Origin of the sequence: Flavobacterium sp. WC2409 (assembly GCF_041200085.1) — a bacterium.
Taxonomy (GTDB): Bacteria; Bacteroidota; Bacteroidia; order Flavobacteriales; family Flavobacteriaceae; genus Flavobacterium.
Window position 1 is genome coordinate 3,422,830 of record NZ_CP165625.1, and the last position, 16,461, is coordinate 3,439,290.

The following is a 16,461-nucleotide window of genomic DNA, read 5'->3' on the forward strand; positions in this document are numbered from 1 at the left end:
AAAGAAAAATTCGAATTCGCAGTGAAAGCATAGATAATTTGAACCCCTTTAGCATAATTATGATTGATTTTTTTCTCGAATTTTTTTATAAAATTTAAATCCTAACATGATTAAAATTGAAAATAAAAAAATTCCAACAACACCATAAATCCAATTGACCGCATTTTTTAGAACAACTAAAAAGACTACTGCAAAAAGGATGATTGTAGCTCCTTCATTCCAAAGGCGCATAAAATTTGTTGTATATTTTACTTCGTCGTTTTGCAATTGCTTGAATATTTGATGGCATTTTCCATGATATAAATACAATACAAATACAAAGCCAAGTTTTACATGCATCCAAGGCATTTGCAACCATGATTTTCCTAAGTCTGTAAAAAGCAACATCCAAAATGCAAATATACTCGCTAAAATTGCTGACGGCCAAGTGATGATATACCACAGACGATACGTCATTATTTTATACTGTTTTTGTAATATTTCTTTTTCTGGAGAAGGTTTCTGAGCGGCTTCAATTTGGTATACAAATAACCGAACAATGTAAAATAAACCTGCAAACCAAGTGATTACAAAGATGAGGTGTAAGGATTTTAGATAATTATAATATTCCATCTTGATTTTTAATCGATTTAAGATTGATTTCTTTTTTTAAAAAATAGCCTGTAAGTAGTGTTGACAATACGTCTGCAATTGGAAAGGCAACCCATACTCCAAAAATACCGAAAAAATTTGGTAGTATGAGTACTAATGGAATTAAGAAAAATCCTTGTTTGCTTAATGTCAACAATAAAGCTTTTTTTGCTTTTCCTACAGCTTGAAAATAGGCTGCGCCAATTAATTGTATCGCAATAATAGGTGAAGCGGCAAAAACCCATCGTAAAGCATTGGGAGTTTCTGCAATTACTTTTGGATCTGTAGTGAAAACTGCGACAATTGGTGTTGCATAAAACAAGATGAAAATAAAAATAATAGCTGCCAAAAGTGCGGCGTATTTAATGGAAATTGTTATGCTTTCTTCTACTCTGCTATAATTGCCGGCACCATAGTTATACCCAGCAATGGGAAGGAAACCTTGGGTAATTCCTAAAATAGGGAATAAACAAAACATGAGCATTCTACTGATTATTCCATAAATAGCAATGGCGTGTTCACCACCATAGGTGTATAAAGTATGGTTGAGTATAATAGATAAAATACTGACTACGCCTTGTCTTGAAAAAGTGACAAAACTAAGTTCTGTAATTTCTTTTATAATGGGAAAGTTGAATTTAAAATGCTTCTTTTTAAGTTTTAATTCACTTTTAAATACAAAAAACCAAAGTACAAACAAGAAACACATAAAGTAGGATATGGCTGTAGCCAAAGCTGCACCATGCATTCCTAAATTCATAATTTTTATAAAAAGAATGTCCAAACCAATGTTTACAAATGCAGGAATTATCATGGCAAACATCGCAAATTTTGCTTTTCCTTCGGCTCTTATAATATTATTTCCCATCATACAAAGTGCCAAAAAAGGCACAGAAAATATAATGGGGAAGAAAAATGCTGTTGCAGGTTTTACAATGGCGCCCTTTGCACCAAAAAGCAATAACATCTCACTGCTAAAAAAAATTCCAATTACTACAAAAAGTGAGGACAATAGAAAAGTCATCAAGATCTGATTGGCAAAGGTAAGCAATGCTTTTTCTTTATTATTGGCACCCAAAGCTCTCGAAAGGACTGAACCACCACCCACACCAATAGCCATTCCTAATGATGAAATAAAGAATGTAATGGGTAAAACTACAGTGACAGCCGCAATAGCTAATGAACCGATCCATTGGCCTACAAATATGGTGTCAATTAATATATTAACTGACATAAAGAGAATACCTATTGATGCAGGAACTGCTTGCTTAATCAAGAGTTTCTTTATGTCTTGTGTTCCTAATTCATCGGCAGTTACAGCCATTTAATAGTTTAAATTTTTTGACATTGCCCAATTGTTAATCCATTTACTTACCGTACCGCACCATTCATCTCCATCATTTAAACAAGGGATTGCAAGGAACTCTTCTCCTCCATGTTCTTTGAACTGGTGGTTGGCTTCCATGGCAATTTCTTCCAGTGTTTCTAAACAATCGGATACAAAAGCGGGTGTTACAACTGCTAGTTTTTTGATCCCTTTCTCGGGCATTTTGTTTACTTCAACATCAGTGTATGGAGTAAGCCATTTGTCTCCTGCTAATCGCGATTGAAAAGTTTGGCTGTATTTTCCTTCTGGAATACCCAATAATTTTACAACTTGCTTTGTCGTTTCATAACATTGGTGACGGTAACAAAATTCATGAGCTGGAGAAGGAGTATTACAGCAAGAACCGTCAATTGTACAATGGGATTTGGTAACATCTGTTTTACGAATGTGACGCTCTGGAATTCCATGATAAGAGAACAATAAATGATCGTATTCAAAATTAGCCAAATGTCCTTTTATAGAATCCGCTAGGTTTTGGATGTAATCGGGTTTATTGTAAAACGCAGGTACCGATGTAAATTTCATTTCTGGGAAATGTTTTTTACGTAATTCCTCAGCAAGTACTAGTATTGTTGTAGTTGATGCCATTGCATGTTGCGGGTACAAAGGGAAAAGCAACACTTCAGTCACGCCTTTATCACGTAATTCTTGAAGTCCAGATAAGATGGATGGGTTTCCATAACGCATCGCTAAAGAAACGGGTATTTCGACTTGTTGTTTTACTTTTGCAAACATTCTTTTAGAAATGACAACTAATGGAGAACCTTCGTCCCACCATATTTTTGCGTAAGCAGCAGCCGATTTTTTAGGTCTTGTTTGTAAAATAATTCCGCGAACTAATAATGCTCTCAATAAAAACGGAACGTCAATTACGTATTTATCCATTAAAAATTCATCTAAATAGGGTTTAACGTCTTTGGGAGTGGGACTTTCGGGAGAACCTAAATTTACTAATAATACACCTTTCATAAATTATATAATTTTTCATTGTTGTCATTGCTTCGCCAGTTCGGGTAAAACCTCGTGTTCGAAGAATGAGGAATTTGTTTCGTAAAAGTAACTAAACTTACTTTTTTATAAATTGGGATTAACTATTTTTTATTTATTGTTTAATATAGAAAATCAATCTTAACTAGGTGTTTGGATTGATTGACATCAAATATTTTTTGGGAGTTGTTGCAAATTTTTTCTTGAAAGCTGCTATAAAGTGGCTTCCAGTACTATAGCCTATTTTCAACCCTACTTCATTTACATTATAGGAACCGCTGTCAAGAAGTTTTCGAGCAAAATCCATTTTATAATCAAATAGAAATCCATAAACAGTATCGCCATAAATTTGTTTGAAACCCATTTTTAATTTCTTCAAATTCAAACCTATTTCATCGGCTAATTCTTGTAAACCAGGTGGTTCAGCCATATTGGCAATAATGATTTCTTTGGCTTTTCTAATTTTCATAACATTGTCTTCGTCGATTAAAAACGGACATTGTTCTGCATTAGGATCTTCAGTTCTATTGAAATACAAACTTAGAAGTTCATATCCTTTTCCTTTGTAATATAGGTTTTTTATAGAAGGATGTAAATTATAATGAAACAACTGACTCAAAACAATTGCCATAGACGGGCTAATGTTTCCTTCGTTATAGTATTTTTTGTCTTTATTGTCTGCACTTAAAAAAGTAATATAATCCGCTTCTGCAGAAAACAACGCATGAAATTTTTTGATGGAGATAATTACTGATATTACCCATGAATTTGGTGCCAATTCTAAATTTAAGGGCAATTCTTTTTGTGGATTATATAAAAGTAACGATTTTTCTTCTTTTAAATCCAATGCATAATTTCCTTGGTTGAAAATAAATTTAGCACTTCCTTTTAGACCAAAGTGAAACTGAATCAGCCCACTACTCACTTCGCGTTGTGCATTAAAAGTTTCAACACCGTCATTTTGAAAGCGAATTAATGTAAAATCATCCTCTATTTTTATAATTTCTTGTGAACCCATAGCGACATTTTTTTTGAGGTAAAATGATAATTATCAGTATTATTTATTTAGAACGACTCTAAATAGATTGAGCCAGACAACTTGATTTCAGTACAAAAATAGCGTTTTTTGTCCATTTTTAGCACTTTAGAAATAAAAAAACACAGAGCGACACAAATAGTACTTACAGCGTTACTTTTATAAAGACTATAGTGATAATTTTGTTCGACTTTCTGGAAAAGTATTAATATGAAAAATAATAACCTTTCAAAGCATCACTATTTTTATTCTGTTGGTCTAAGCTATAAAAAAGCGGATGCCGAGATGAGGGGTAAATTCAGCTTAGATACTTTAGCAAAAACACGTTTGCTAGAACAAGCAAAAACCGAAGGAATCGAGAGTTTAATTGTTACTTCGACTTGTAACCGAACCGAGATTTACGGATTTGCAGAACACCCTTTTCAATTGATAAAATTGATTTGTGAAAACAGTAATGGAAGTGTTGAAGAGTTTCAAAAAGTAGGTTTTGTCTATAAAAACCAAGAAGCAATAGGTCACATTTTTAGAGTAGGAACTGGATTAGACAGTCAGATTCTAGGTGATTTTGAAATTATATCTCAAATACGATCCAGTTTTACGCAATCAAAATCGATGGGATTAGCTAATAATTTCATGGAACGATTAGTAAATGCAGTGATTCAAGCGAGCAAAAAAATAAAAAACGATACCGAAATTAGCTCCGGAGCAACTTCGGTTTCTTTTGCGGCGGTTCAATATATCATCAAGAATGTTGAAGATATTGGTAACAAGAACATTTTATTATTTGGTACAGGAAAAATAGGTAGAAATACATGTGAAAACTTGGTTAAACACACTAAGAACGAGCACATCACACTTATCAATAGGACCAAAGACAAAGCAGAAAAACTAGCAGGAAAGCTAAATTTGATTGTTAAAGATTATTCGGAACTACACTTAGAATTACAAAAAGCGGATGTTGTTGTAGTTGCTACGGGTGCTCAAAACCCAACTGTAGATAAGGCAATTTTAAACTTAAAAAAGCCGCTATTGATTTTAGATTTATCAATTCCTAAAAATGTAAATGCTGATGTAGAGGAGTTGGAAGAAGTTACACTAATTCACATGGATTATTTGTCGCAATTGACAGATGAAACCTTGGAAAATAGAAAGAATCATATTCCTGCAGCCGAAGCAATCATTGAGGAAATCAAAGAAGAATTTAATGTTTGGACAAAAGGGCGAAAATTTGCACCTACGATTCACGCATTGAAAGAAAAACTGAATGCAATCAAGAACTCAGAACTGAATTTTCAAAGTAAAAAAATAGCCGATTTCAACGAGGAACAGGCCGAAATTATAAGCGCCAGAATCATCCAAAAAATAACGACTCACTTTGCCAATCATTTAAAAGATGATGACACCATGGTGGATGAAAGTATTGAATGGATTGAGAAAGTTTTTAAAATTGGGTTAGCGGCAAAATAACAGGAACATTTCTTTTGTTTACCATTAAGAAATTAAGTTTCATTTAGTTTTAAATCAATATTACTTTATGTACGATGACTAAAAAGGAGGTTACGCAGTTATCTTTTGAAATTACTGGTTTTGCTATAAAAGTTCATAAGAAATTAGGGCCAGGTCTTTTAGAAAGTGTGTATGAACAATGTTTGAAATATGAATTAGAGAAGAACGGTTATGGTGTCAAACAACAATTGAGTGTTAAAATCGTGTATGATGATTTAGAGTTAGAATCTAATTTAAGAATTGATTTGTTAGTAAATGATATAGTTGTAGTTGAATTAAAATCAGTAGAAACAATATTACCAATACATGAAGCACAGTTGTTAACATATATGAAAATATTAGAAAGACCTCAGGGTTTGCTAATAAATTTCAACACAACAAATATTACTAAATCGTTAAAACCTTTTGTAAATGAGTATTTTTCAATGTTATCGGAAGGATAATTATAATACTTAATGAGTCTTAATTTCTTAATGGTTAAAAAAAAGAAACAATAAATTGTTAAAAAATTAAATGGTTCAAATCATTTGCGAAAAATAATAATGGCAGAAAAGACAATACGAATAGGAACTCGCGATAGCGAATTAGCACTTTGGCAAGCACACACTGTAGAGAAAAAGTTAAAGGATTTAGGCTATAAAACTAAAATTGTTGCTGTAAAATCTACAGGTGATATCATTCTTGATAAACCACTTTACGAACTAGGAATCACCGGAATTTTCACAAAAACTCTAGATGTTGCCATGATAAATGGAGATGTTGATATTGCAGTGCATTCCATGAAAGATGTTCCTACAGCACTACCTAAAGGGATTGTACAAGCAGCAGTTCTAGAAAGAGCAAGCACTTTAGATATTTTAGTTCATAAAGGTAATCTTGATTTTCTTAATGAATCAGGAACTATCGCTACAGGTAGTTTGCGTCGTCAAGCACAATGGTTGAATAAATACCCCACACATAAAGTAGTTGACTTACGTGGAAATGTAAATTCACGCATGAAGAAACTCAATGAAAGCGACTGGAACGGAGCTGTTTTTGCAGCTGCGGGTCTAGAGCGAATCAACTTGAAACCAGAGAATTTCATCAATTTAGATTGGATGATTCCTGCTCCTGCACAAGGCGCGATGTTAGTAGTTGCTATGCAAGAAGATGCTTTTACACTCGATGCTTTATCACATTTAAATGATATTGAAACCGAAATTGTAACCTATATAGAACGCCAGTTTCTTAAAACTTTAGAAGGAGGCTGTACAGCACCAATTGGAGCTTTAGCTAGGTATAATGAAGAGGAAGATACCATTCATTTTCAAGGCGTTTTATTTTCGCTTGACGGAAAAGAAAAGATCGAAATCGACAAAATTGTTCCTATCGAAGAATGGAAAAAATTAGGGTTTTATTCGGCTCAAGAAATTCTTACTACTGGCGGAACAAAATTGATGACAGAAATAAAAAATAATTTGAAGAAATAATGAGCCAAACAAGCATTTTATCCACCAAAACATTGTCGGCAGAACAAAGACAAGTATTTATTGATGCTAATTTTGATCTATTGGAACAAGATTTTATCGAAATTAAAAACAACCTTTTTGAACTGAATACTATTAACAACAACTTGATTTTTAGCAGTCAAAATGCGGTGTTAAGTTTGATGGAGCAAAACGGTTGGGAAGCGCTAAAGTCTAAACCTGTTTTTTGTGTAGGGATTAAAACCAAAGAATTACTAGAAGCAAATGGTTTTACTGTGGATGTCTATTTGGACTACGCATCTGAATTAGCTGAAATCATCACTTTAATTTACAACCAAGAAAGCTATACTTTTTTCAGCGGAAACTTGCGTAAAGAGACTTTACCTGAAGCTTTAAAAAACGCTGGAATTACTTTCAACGAAATCGAAGTGTACCAAACTACATTGGCTCCTTTTAAGATTTCAGAGCAAGAGAATTTTGATGCGATTATGTTCTTCAGCCCATCTGCGGTTGAAAGTTATTTATCGAATAATAAAATCAAAAAAGAATTCTGCTTTTGCATAGGCAGTACAACAGCTGCTGCATTAGAAGAGAAGAAAATCAAAAACATAGTAATTCCTGAAGTACCTACTATCGAAGAGGTAATTTTCGAAGTAATTCAGCATTACGCACCAATGCCTGAAGAAGGTAATTAGAATAAACAAAACAAGATAAACCATCCGCTAAAAGCCACAAGCTACTAGCCAATAGCAATAAAATGATAAAAAACGACTTATTTTTAAGAGCATTAAAGGGAGAAACAGTTCAGCGTCCGCCAGTATGGATGATGCGTCAAGCGGGTAGATATTTACCTGAATTTATTGCTTTGCGTGATAAATATGATTTCTTTACTCGTTGTCAAACACCTGAATTGGCTGCCGAAATTACCGTGCAACCTATTCGTAGAATCGCTCCAGATGCTGCGATTCTGTTCTCGGATATCTTAGTGATTCCACAAGCAATGGGAATTGATGTAGAGATGAAACCTAATTTTGGTCCGTATTTACCAAATCCTATTCGTACGATTCAAGATGTAGAGAACGTAATTGTTCCTGATGTTCACGAAACTTTAGGGTACGTTTTTGATGCGATCAAATTGACTAAGGAAATGTTGAACGATGAGGTGCCATTAATTGGTTTCGCAGGTTCGCCTTGGACAATTATGTGCTATGCTGTAGAAGGGCAAGGGTCTAAAAGCTTTGATAAAGCGAAAGGTTTTTGTTTCTCACATCCAGAAGCAGCACATGTTTTATTACAAAAAATCACAGACACCACTATTTTATACCTAAAAGAGAAAGTAAAAGCGGGTGTAAATGCCGTTCAAATTTTTGACTCTTGGGGAGGAATGTTATCACCAGTGGATTATCAAGAATTCTCTTGGAAATACATCAACCAAATCGTCGAAGCATTGGCTGATGACGCTCCAGTAATTGTTTTCGGAAAAGGATGTTGGTTCGCTCTTGGCGAAATGGGAAAAAGCCGAGCTTCTGCATTAGGAGTAGACTGGACTTGCTCGCCTAGAAATGCGAGATACCTTTCTGGTGGAAACATCACCTTACAAGGTAATTTTGATCCATCAAGATTGTTATCGCCAATTCCGGTGATCAAGAAAATGGTACACGAAATGATTGATGAATTTGGAAAAGACAAATACATCGTGAATTTAGGTCACGGTATTTTACCAAATATTCCTGTAGATCACGCCAAAGCGTTTATTGATGCAGTGAAAGAATACAATCAGTAAGAGCAAATGCTAAATAAAGGAGTAAGAGACGAGAAGAAAGTAAAGATCGACACTATGTTGGCCACTTTACTTTCTTTGGTTTTTGTGCCAAAGTTTTGGAATATTGAAGATACGAGTTTGATTGATAGTCAATTGACGGATTTCGATTTAACAACTGTTATTTTAGATCAAATTGAAGAAAAAGACTTGATTTTATTGTTAGATAAGTACGAAATGGATTGGACTCAAAAAGAACAATTTGCCGATTTTTTAATCGGGTATTCTATCAATAATTTATTTGATTTTTCGGTCAAAGCCATTGCTATTTACAATCATATTCAACAGGAAAGTAAGGTGTTTTCGTTTGGAATCAATGCTAAAATTGCAGCGGTAAAAAAGTAAATAAATGATACAAAGTTTAAAAAGGCTTTTGAGTTATATTTTGCTTTTTATAATGGCATTAGTGTTTTTTGTTCTTTTCTATGTTTCGAAAACTGATAAGTCCACTCTTAATGATTTTTATAATGTCGAAGGAGAAGTAAGTGTAATTAAGATTTCGCAAATTGACGGAGCAAGAACTAAATTAGATGTCTTATTTATTAATTTAAAAAATGATAAAAGAGATTTTATTTACCTTAAAAAGAATCAGAATTATATAGATTTTTTAAACGTTTTAAAAAAAGGAGATTTTGTTAATCTACATTTTAAGGAAGATTTTGGAAAAAATAGATTTGAAATTATTCAATTAGAGAAAGATAGTAATACATTAATAAGTTTTGAATCTAACAAAAAGTGGTCAACTAAAATGGGATATTTTTTTCTATTTGCAAGTATAATGACTATAATTTATTCAATTCAAAGCGGCAGAAAATATTGGAATTAATGAAAAATAAATTCTTCACATACATACAAAACTTACAAGACATCATCGTCGCAGGATTAGAAGCAGTTGATGGTCAAGCCAAATTCAAAGAAGACTTATGGGAACGCCCAGAAGGCGGAGGAGGAAGAACCCGAGTAATTGAAAACGGTAAAGTTTTTGAAAAAGGCGGTGTCAATATCTCAGCTGTTCACGGGAAATTGCCTGAAGCCATGCAAAAAATGTTCAACGTTGGTGAAGCTGATTTTTTTGCCTGTGGATTGAGTTTGGTTCTACATCCCAAAAGTCCAATGGTGCCAACGGTTCATGCCAATTGGCGTTATTTTGAAATGTATGATGAGAACGGAAACGTGATTCAGCAATGGTTTGGTGGCGGACAAGATTTGACACCTTATTATTTGTTTGAAGAAGATGCAATTCATTTTCACCAAACCTGTAAAACCGCTTGTGACAAACACAATCCGGAGTTCTACCCAAAATATAAAAAACAATGCGACACGTATTTCTGGAATGCACATCGCAATGAAGCGAGAGGAATAGGCGGATTATTTTTCGATTATTGCAAAGCTACAGACGAAATGTCAATGGAAAACTGGTTCGATTTTGTTAGTGAAGTAGGGAATAGTTTCTTGCAAGCATATGTTCCAATTGTAGAAAAAAGAAAAGAATTACCCTATACTCCAGCACAAAAAACGTGGCAAGAAATTCGTCGTGGTCGTTATGTCGAGTTCAATTTAGTGCACGACAAAGGCACACTATTTGGCTTAAAAACCAACGGTAGAATAGAAAGTATCTTGATGAGTTTACCACCGCATGTGCAATGGGTGTATGATCATCATGCGGAAGCGGGAAGTGAAGAAGAGAAATTAGTAAACGTATTAGAAAATCCAGTAGATTGGCTTTAATTTATTTTAAATTCTGAATTTTAAATTTTAAATGGGTTTAACTTTAAACTTTTAAACCTGAAACTTTAAACTAAAAATATATGTTCCCATTACAAAGAGGCCGAAGATTAAGAACCAATGAATCTATTAGAAGTTTGGTTCGCGAGACAACATTAAGTCCGTCCGATTTTATGTTTCCCATGTTTATAGCTGAGGGAGATAACTATGAAGTTGAAATATCTTCCATGCCAGGAATCTTTCGTCGATCGATCGATTTAACGGTAAAAGAAGTACAAGAAATATATGCTTTAGGAATTCGCGCGGTTAACATTTATGTTAAGGTAAGCGAGAACTTAAAAGACAATACAGGAAAAGAAGCTTGGAACCCGAACGGATTGATGCAAGAAGCCATTCGTGCTATCAAAATGGCTTGTCCAGAGATGATTGTAATGCCTGATGTAGCCTTAGATCCTTATTCTATTTATGGACACGACGGAATTATTACAAACGGCGATGTAGAAAACGACTCAACCAATGAAGCCTTGGTAAAAATGGCCGTTTCTCATGCTGAGGCTGGAGCCGATTTTGTGGCGCCATCAGACATGATGGATGGACGCGTTTTGCGTTTGCGTCAAGGTCTAGATGCAGCTGGTTTTCATAATGTGGGAATCATGAGCTATTCGGCTAAGTATGCTTCGGCGTTTTACGGACCGTTTCGTGATGCTTTAGACAGCGCACCACGCGAGTCTGATGTGGTAGTTCCAAAAGATAAGAAAACGTACCAAATGGATTATGCTAATCGCATCGAAGCAATCAAAGAAGCGCTTTGGGATGTCGAAGAAGGGGCTGATATGGTTATGGTAAAGCCAGGAATTGCTTATTTAGATATTGTTCGTGAAGTAAAAAATGCAGTAAATGTTCCCGTAACAGTGTACCATGTTTCTGGTGAATATGCCATGATTAAAGCCGCTTCCGAAAGAGGTTGGTTGGATCATGACCAAATCATGATGGAGCAATTAATGTGCATCAAAAGAGCAGGAGCAAGCTTAATATCAACCTATTTTGCCAAAGAAGCTGCGATACTTTTAAACAAGTAAAATAACACTTTTATTGATTTCACTTATTTTTTAATCCTGATTTTTTGTTTCTATTTTAAAAAAATAAATTATTTTTGAGAAAACTAAAAAAAACTGAAATGAAAAAAGTAGCAATAATTGCAATCGCATTTTTAGCATTTGCTTGTAAAAAGCAAGAAGCAGAACCAACTGAGAAAAAGGTTGAATCAAAAGAAGCTGTATCTGAAGGAATGCCAGCTCAAGATCAAACACCAGAAGAATTAGGTGAAGTATTATTTAAAGGCAGAGGAACTTGTGCCTCATGTCATAAACTGGATACGAAATTAATTGGACCAAGTTTTCAAGAAATTGCCAAAATGTACAAAGAGAAAAATGGTAATATCGTTGATTTTCTTAAAGGAAAAAGTGAAGCAATCGTCGATCCTGCTCAATTTGCAGTAATGCAACCTAATCTAGTTCTAACCAAAACAATGACAGATGATGAATTAAAAGGACTAGAAGCATATATCTATTCTACTTTAAAATAAGAAGCTAATCCCGCTATACGCTATATCTCAAGTGGCGAACACCGCCACATGAGGATGCCGCTACTATCGGGGCTAAAAAGCAAGAACCATTCGTTAAAGCGAGTGGTTTTTTTATTTAAAACTAGAATGCAAAAATAGTATGTATTTTGCATCTCATAATTAGTAACTATGGAAACAGCTTACATTAAAACACCACTGGGTATCGCAACAATTATTGGAGATGAAAACGGAGTTTCAGTAATTTCAGTTGCTGACGAAGGTGCTGTTTCTACTGTAATTCCAGTAGTTTTACAAGAAGTTGTCTCGCAACTCAATGCCTATTTTTACGGAGAAAGAACCAGTTTTGATTTTAAACTCAACCCAAAAGGAACTGATTTCCAAAAGAAAGTATGGAACGCATTATTAGAAATCCCTTATGGGAAAACCAGAACCTATCTGGAACAGTCCAAGCTTTTGGGTGATGTCAAAGCCATTCGCGCAGTAGCCTCCGCCAATGGAAAAAATCCGCTTTGGGTTGTTGTTCCCTGTCATAGAGTCATCGGTTCTGATGGTTCTCTAACTGGTTATGCTGGTGGTTTGTGGCGTAAAAAATGGTTATTGGAACACGAAAACCCTTCTGCTCAGCAAAGTTTGTTTTGATAATTTGAGTCAATAAACACAAGTTGTATTTTATTTAATTAAATTCGTGAATTCGCGGCTAAACTTAAGATAAATGATAGAAAAAATCAACCTCAATAACATTTTGTTTCTGGATATTGAAACAGTCCCAGAAGCCGAAGATTATAACGCCTTAGATACCGAGTTGAAAGACCTTTGGGAGCATAAAACCCAATACCAACGCAAAGAGGAATATACTCCTGAGGAATTTTACGATCGAGCAGGTATTTGGGCCGAGTTTGGTAAAATTGTTTGTATTTCAGTTGGGTTTTTTGCGAATAAAGGAGATATTCGAAACTTTAGAGTGACTTCTTTTTTTGGAGAAGAAAAGAAAATTCTAAACGATTTCAATAATTTATTAAACAATCATTTCAATCAAGCACAGCATGTTTTATGTGGTCATAATGCCAAGGAGTTTGACATTCCGTTTCTAGCCCGTCGCATGATTATTAATCAAATTGCCATTCCTAATAAGCTAAATCTTTTTGGAAAAAAGCCATGGGAAATCCCGCATTTAGATACCTTAGAATTATGGAAATTTGGCGATTATAAGCATTTTACTTCTTTAAAATTATTGTGTAAAGTGCTGGGGATTCCTTCGCCCAAAGGCGATATTGACGGTAGTCAAGTGGGACATGTTTTTTATGTTGATAAAGATATTGATCGCATTGTGACCTATTGTGAAAAAGACACCATTGCCGTTGCTCAAATTTTCTTGCGCTTACGCCGAGAAGATTTATTGATTGAAGAGGAAATTATACATGTTTAAAATAGCACAACAATCCAGAGTCATTTAAACCATTTAGAATTTAAGAATCATTTAGTTTTTAAGCTTAATTTTCTAAATATCTTAATGTTTAAATTATTTATTAGAATTTTAGTTCTTAGTGCTCTTCGCGAAAACCCTTTGTGTACTTTGCGGTTAAATATTTACATTTACAAAAATTATAGATTATGGTATTGAGTAGATTTTGGTTGGTGATCTTTATTTCATCGATTGTTTTTATTGTGGTGAGTTTATTTTCTGGGAACAGTTACACTATTGATTTTGTGCTAAACGGTAAGAAAGACGATCCTATTTTAATATCTGAAAAATACATTGATCAATTGCCGGCTTTTATAAAAGACAGTATCGCCAGCGCTCCTAATAAAACGATGGTGATTAACAATATTGCTTCTAACCCTGATACTACATACGTTTATTCGGCTAAAACCGTAAAAATTTATAGTGGCGTTCAAAAATCAGATGGTTTATTACCCACTTGTAAAAGCACATTAATCGATTTGGTTCTTCCATTGATGGCTTATTTGGCCTTTTTCTGTGGCTTGATGGAGCTTCTTATTATTTCTGGAGCTTCGGGAAAACTAGCCATTGTTTTGAGTCCTGTTTTTGTAAAAGTGTTTCCAAGTATCCCAAAGAATCACCCTTCGATTTCCTATATGACCTTAAATTTTGCCGCAAATTTCTTAGGATTGGATTCGGCGGCTACTCCATTTGGTTTGAAGGCGATGGAAAGTTTACAGGAACTCAACCCTGAAAAAGACAAAGCCAGTGATGCCCAAATTATGTTTATGTGTTTACACGCTTCGGGATTAACCTTAATTGCGACTTCAATTATAGGGTATAGAGCAGCTGCTAATGCAAGCAATCCTGCCGATGTGATGTTGCCTTGTATTATCACTTCTTTTATTGGTACAATTGCCGCTTTTTTAATTGTGGGAATCAAACAAAAAATCAATTTCAAAAGCGCTTCTTTAGTTGTGGCTTTGATTACCTTGATTGCTGCTATTATTGGTTTATTGATGTACATCAACCACTTAGATTTAATAGGTAAAAATTATTTTACGGCTAATCTTTCAAGTATGATTTTGATTGCTATTATAGCGTTTACTCTGATTTTTTCGTTTATCAAGGAGAAGAAATTTTCTGATGCCAATACCACTGTTTTTGATGCATTTGTAGTAGGAGCCAATAATGGAGTCAAAACAGGAGTAATTATTTTTCCTTATGTTTTAGGAATGTTAGTTGCTATTTCACTATTTAGAAACAGTGGTTTATTTGAAATAATAAGTAATTGGATTGCTTTTATTTTCTCTAATATGGGTGTTAATAAGCAAATTACGGATGCGTTGCCAGTAGCGATGTTAAGACCCTTTAGTTCTGCAGGGTCAAGAGGGTTTTTAATTGATTCTATGAATACTTTTGGTGCCGATTCTTTGACCGGAAGATTGAGTAGTATTTTTCAGTGTAGTGCCGAGAGTACTTTCTACGTGATTGCTGTTTACTTTGGATCTGTAAATATAAAGAATACCCGTTATGCTTTGCAAACCATGTTACTAGTTGATTTTATATGTGTAATTACAGCTATTTTTGTGGCAACTTGGTTTTTTTAGAACTAAATAAAAATGAATCGGTTAGTAAGGAAACTGCTTTTTTTGTGGGTTGGGAACCTGTGTATGTGGTTTTACTATAGTGGAAAAAAATCAATGGAAAACGTCGCTAAGGAGGATAATGAAACTTTAGGACTAATTGTAACAATGACTATAGGATTGTTAATTTATTTTTCTTTCTTTTGAAATATACAATTGAGACTGTTTTATAAATTATTAAAAACTTAAAAAATGTCAAAATACACTAAATACATAGCAATAGCTTTGGTAATTCTTTTTTTACTTACCAGTTTGATAAGTTAAAAAAATTATCTGTTTTAAATAAAAAAAGTCCCGATACTATCGGGACTTTTTTTATTTTTTTTCGTTTTCAGTATCTTCTTTTTTATCAGATGGCTGATCTTCTTTTGCGGCATTTTTAAATTCTTTAATTCCGCTTCCTAAACCTTTCATTAGTTCAGGAATTTTTTTACCTCCAAAAAGTAATAAAACCACTGCTAATATAACTAGGATTTCTGTAACACCAAATCTTCCCATGATTGAATAATTTATGCCGAAGCAATTTGTAATAAATCTAAGAGCAAAGGTAATTAGAATAAGTTAATATGAATTGATTTTATTTCAATTATTTAATTATGATAAAGTTAAAAATTTATTAAAATAAATCAGAATAAGGATTTAGGCGTTAGTAACCGGCCAAAGTGCTTTCAATGACTTTAATTATTATATTTGTATGATAAAGCATAAATATGTCAAGAAAAAGATTAAAAAGAAAAAAACTCCATAATAAATTATTCATAAAAAACCGATTGGTTATTTTGAATGAAGATACTTTTGAAGAGATTTTTTCAATGAAACTAAATCTGATGAATGTCTTCGTTGTTGCTTCGGTTGGCGCTATTTTATTGATAGGAATTACTACGTTTATTATTGCTTTTACTCCGCTAAGAGAATTTATCCCTGGCTATTCTTCCTCAAAACTAAAAAAAGACGCGACTGAATTATCTTTAAAATCAGATTCATTAACTTTAGCCTTAAAGAAAAATGAGGCCTATATTCTCTCCATTCAAAAAGTGCTTAATGGTCAATTAGAATATGCGAAATTCAACAAAGATTCCATTCTTGTATATAGTGAAGATACAATCCCGAAAGGGAAGTTATCTGCTTCAAAAGAAGAATTAGAACTGAGAGAACAAGTGGCAAAAGAGGAAAAAAAACAGACTTCAAAAAAATCGAAATAAAATAGACAATACGTTTATATTATAAAGAACC

At 33.8% G+C, this 16,461-nt stretch carries 19 protein-coding genes; 14 read left to right on the plus strand and 5 right to left on the minus strand.

Annotated elements, in window-relative coordinates:
- Nucleotides 1-57: 57 nt before the first annotated feature.
- The 4 genes from AB3G34_RS14635 to AB3G34_RS14650 all read right to left on the minus strand — a co-directional run bounded on the left by AB3G34_RS14635 (nucleotide 58) and on the right by AB3G34_RS14650 (nucleotide 4,022).
- Complete coding sequence (locus AB3G34_RS14635) at nucleotides 58-612, minus strand: CopD family protein (RefSeq protein ID WP_367772815.1); 555 nt, start codon at nucleotides 610-612, stop codon at nucleotides 58-60.
- Nucleotides 599-1,954, minus strand: a complete 1,356-nt coding sequence (locus AB3G34_RS14640) for an MATE family efflux transporter (RefSeq protein WP_369752878.1) — start codon at nucleotides 1,952-1,954, stop codon at nucleotides 599-601. The genes AB3G34_RS14635 and AB3G34_RS14640 overlap by 14 nt, the downstream gene beginning before the upstream one ends.
- Nucleotides 1,955-2,986 (minus strand): ferrochelatase, encoded by a 1,032-nt coding sequence (gene hemH / locus AB3G34_RS14645; protein ID WP_369752879.1) that lies wholly within the window; start codon nucleotides 2,984-2,986, stop codon nucleotides 1,955-1,957.
- Nucleotides 2,987-3,149: 163 nt separating this feature from the next.
- On the minus strand, nucleotides 3,150-4,022 hold the full coding sequence (locus tag AB3G34_RS14650) for a helix-turn-helix domain-containing protein (RefSeq protein ID WP_369752880.1): 873 nt from the start codon (nucleotides 4,020-4,022) through the stop codon (nucleotides 3,150-3,152).
- A gap of 228 nt (nucleotides 4,023-4,250) precedes the next feature.
- Here AB3G34_RS14650 and hemA point away from each other — a divergent pair, with 228 nt between their 5' ends.
- The 13 genes from hemA to AB3G34_RS14715 all read left to right on the plus strand — a co-directional run bounded on the left by hemA (nucleotide 4,251) and on the right by AB3G34_RS14715 (nucleotide 15,192).
- Complete coding sequence (gene hemA, locus AB3G34_RS14655) at nucleotides 4,251-5,507, plus strand: glutamyl-tRNA reductase (RefSeq protein ID WP_369752881.1); 1,257 nt, start codon at nucleotides 4,251-4,253, stop codon at nucleotides 5,505-5,507.
- Nucleotides 5,508-5,581: 74 nt separating this feature from the next.
- Complete coding sequence (locus AB3G34_RS14660) at nucleotides 5,582-5,989, plus strand: GxxExxY protein (protein ID WP_369752882.1); 408 nt, start codon at nucleotides 5,582-5,584, stop codon at nucleotides 5,987-5,989.
- 99 nt (nucleotides 5,990-6,088) lie between these two features.
- The gene (gene hemC / locus AB3G34_RS14665) at nucleotides 6,089-7,015 is read left to right on the plus strand and encodes a hydroxymethylbilane synthase (RefSeq protein ID WP_369752883.1); all 927 of its coding nucleotides are present in this window, start codon (nucleotides 6,089-6,091) and stop codon (nucleotides 7,013-7,015) included.
- On the plus strand, nucleotides 7,015-7,707 hold the full coding sequence (locus AB3G34_RS14670; protein ID WP_369752884.1) for a uroporphyrinogen-III synthase: 693 nt from the start codon (nucleotides 7,015-7,017) through the stop codon (nucleotides 7,705-7,707). Before hemC ends, AB3G34_RS14670 begins: the two co-directional genes overlap by 1 nt.
- 62 nt (nucleotides 7,708-7,769) lie before the next feature.
- Nucleotides 7,770-8,795 (plus strand): uroporphyrinogen decarboxylase, encoded by a 1,026-nt coding sequence (hemE, locus tag AB3G34_RS14675; protein ID WP_369752885.1) that lies wholly within the window; start codon nucleotides 7,770-7,772, stop codon nucleotides 8,793-8,795.
- 6 nt (nucleotides 8,796-8,801) lie between these two features.
- A complete protein-coding gene (locus AB3G34_RS14680; RefSeq protein ID WP_369752886.1) occupies nucleotides 8,802-9,176 on the plus strand; it encodes a hypothetical protein in 375 nt (124 codons plus the stop codon).
- A 4-nt stretch (nucleotides 9,177-9,180) separates the two neighbouring features.
- Nucleotides 9,181-9,657 carry a hypothetical protein gene (locus AB3G34_RS14685; protein ID WP_369752887.1) on the plus strand — a complete coding sequence of 159 codons (477 nt, stop codon included), beginning with the start codon at nucleotides 9,181-9,183 and terminating at the stop codon, nucleotides 9,655-9,657.
- Complete coding sequence (hemF, locus tag AB3G34_RS14690; protein WP_369752888.1) at nucleotides 9,657-10,559, plus strand: oxygen-dependent coproporphyrinogen oxidase; 903 nt, start codon at nucleotides 9,657-9,659, stop codon at nucleotides 10,557-10,559. The genes AB3G34_RS14685 and hemF overlap by 1 nt, the downstream gene beginning before the upstream one ends.
- Before the next feature lie 80 nt (nucleotides 10,560-10,639).
- Nucleotides 10,640-11,635 carry a porphobilinogen synthase gene (hemB, locus tag AB3G34_RS14695; protein WP_367772834.1) on the plus strand — a complete coding sequence of 332 codons (996 nt, stop codon included), beginning with the start codon at nucleotides 10,640-10,642 and terminating at the stop codon, nucleotides 11,633-11,635.
- A gap of 98 nt (nucleotides 11,636-11,733) precedes the next feature.
- Nucleotides 11,734-12,141 carry a c-type cytochrome gene (locus AB3G34_RS14700; RefSeq protein ID WP_367756296.1) on the plus strand — a complete coding sequence of 136 codons (408 nt, stop codon included), beginning with the start codon at nucleotides 11,734-11,736 and terminating at the stop codon, nucleotides 12,139-12,141.
- A 168-nt stretch (nucleotides 12,142-12,309) separates the two neighbouring features.
- Nucleotides 12,310-12,780: a methylated-DNA--[protein]-cysteine S-methyltransferase gene (locus tag AB3G34_RS14705; RefSeq protein WP_369752889.1), complete on the plus strand. Its 471-nt coding sequence runs from the start codon at nucleotides 12,310-12,312 to the stop codon at nucleotides 12,778-12,780.
- 73 nt (nucleotides 12,781-12,853) lie between these two features.
- Nucleotides 12,854-13,567, plus strand: a complete 714-nt coding sequence (locus tag AB3G34_RS14710; RefSeq protein ID WP_367772842.1) for a 3'-5' exonuclease — start codon at nucleotides 12,854-12,856, stop codon at nucleotides 13,565-13,567.
- 185 nt (nucleotides 13,568-13,752) lie between these two features.
- Nucleotides 13,753-15,192, plus strand: a complete 1,440-nt coding sequence (locus AB3G34_RS14715) for a nucleoside recognition domain-containing protein (RefSeq protein ID WP_369752890.1) — start codon at nucleotides 13,753-13,755, stop codon at nucleotides 15,190-15,192.
- Between the two features lie 351 nt (nucleotides 15,193-15,543).
- Here the strand turns inward: AB3G34_RS14715 and tatA are convergent, their stop codons facing one another.
- Nucleotides 15,544-15,726 carry a twin-arginine translocase TatA/TatE family subunit gene (tatA, locus tag AB3G34_RS14720; protein ID WP_367756304.1) on the minus strand — a complete coding sequence of 61 codons (183 nt, stop codon included), beginning with the start codon at nucleotides 15,724-15,726 and terminating at the stop codon, nucleotides 15,544-15,546.
- Nucleotides 15,727-15,938: 212 nt separating this feature from the next.
- Here tatA and AB3G34_RS14725 point away from each other — a divergent pair, with 212 nt between their 5' ends.
- On the plus strand, nucleotides 15,939-16,430 hold the full coding sequence (locus AB3G34_RS14725; protein WP_367756306.1) for a peptidase: 492 nt from the start codon (nucleotides 15,939-15,941) through the stop codon (nucleotides 16,428-16,430).
- Nucleotides 16,431-16,461 lie beyond the last annotated feature (31 nt).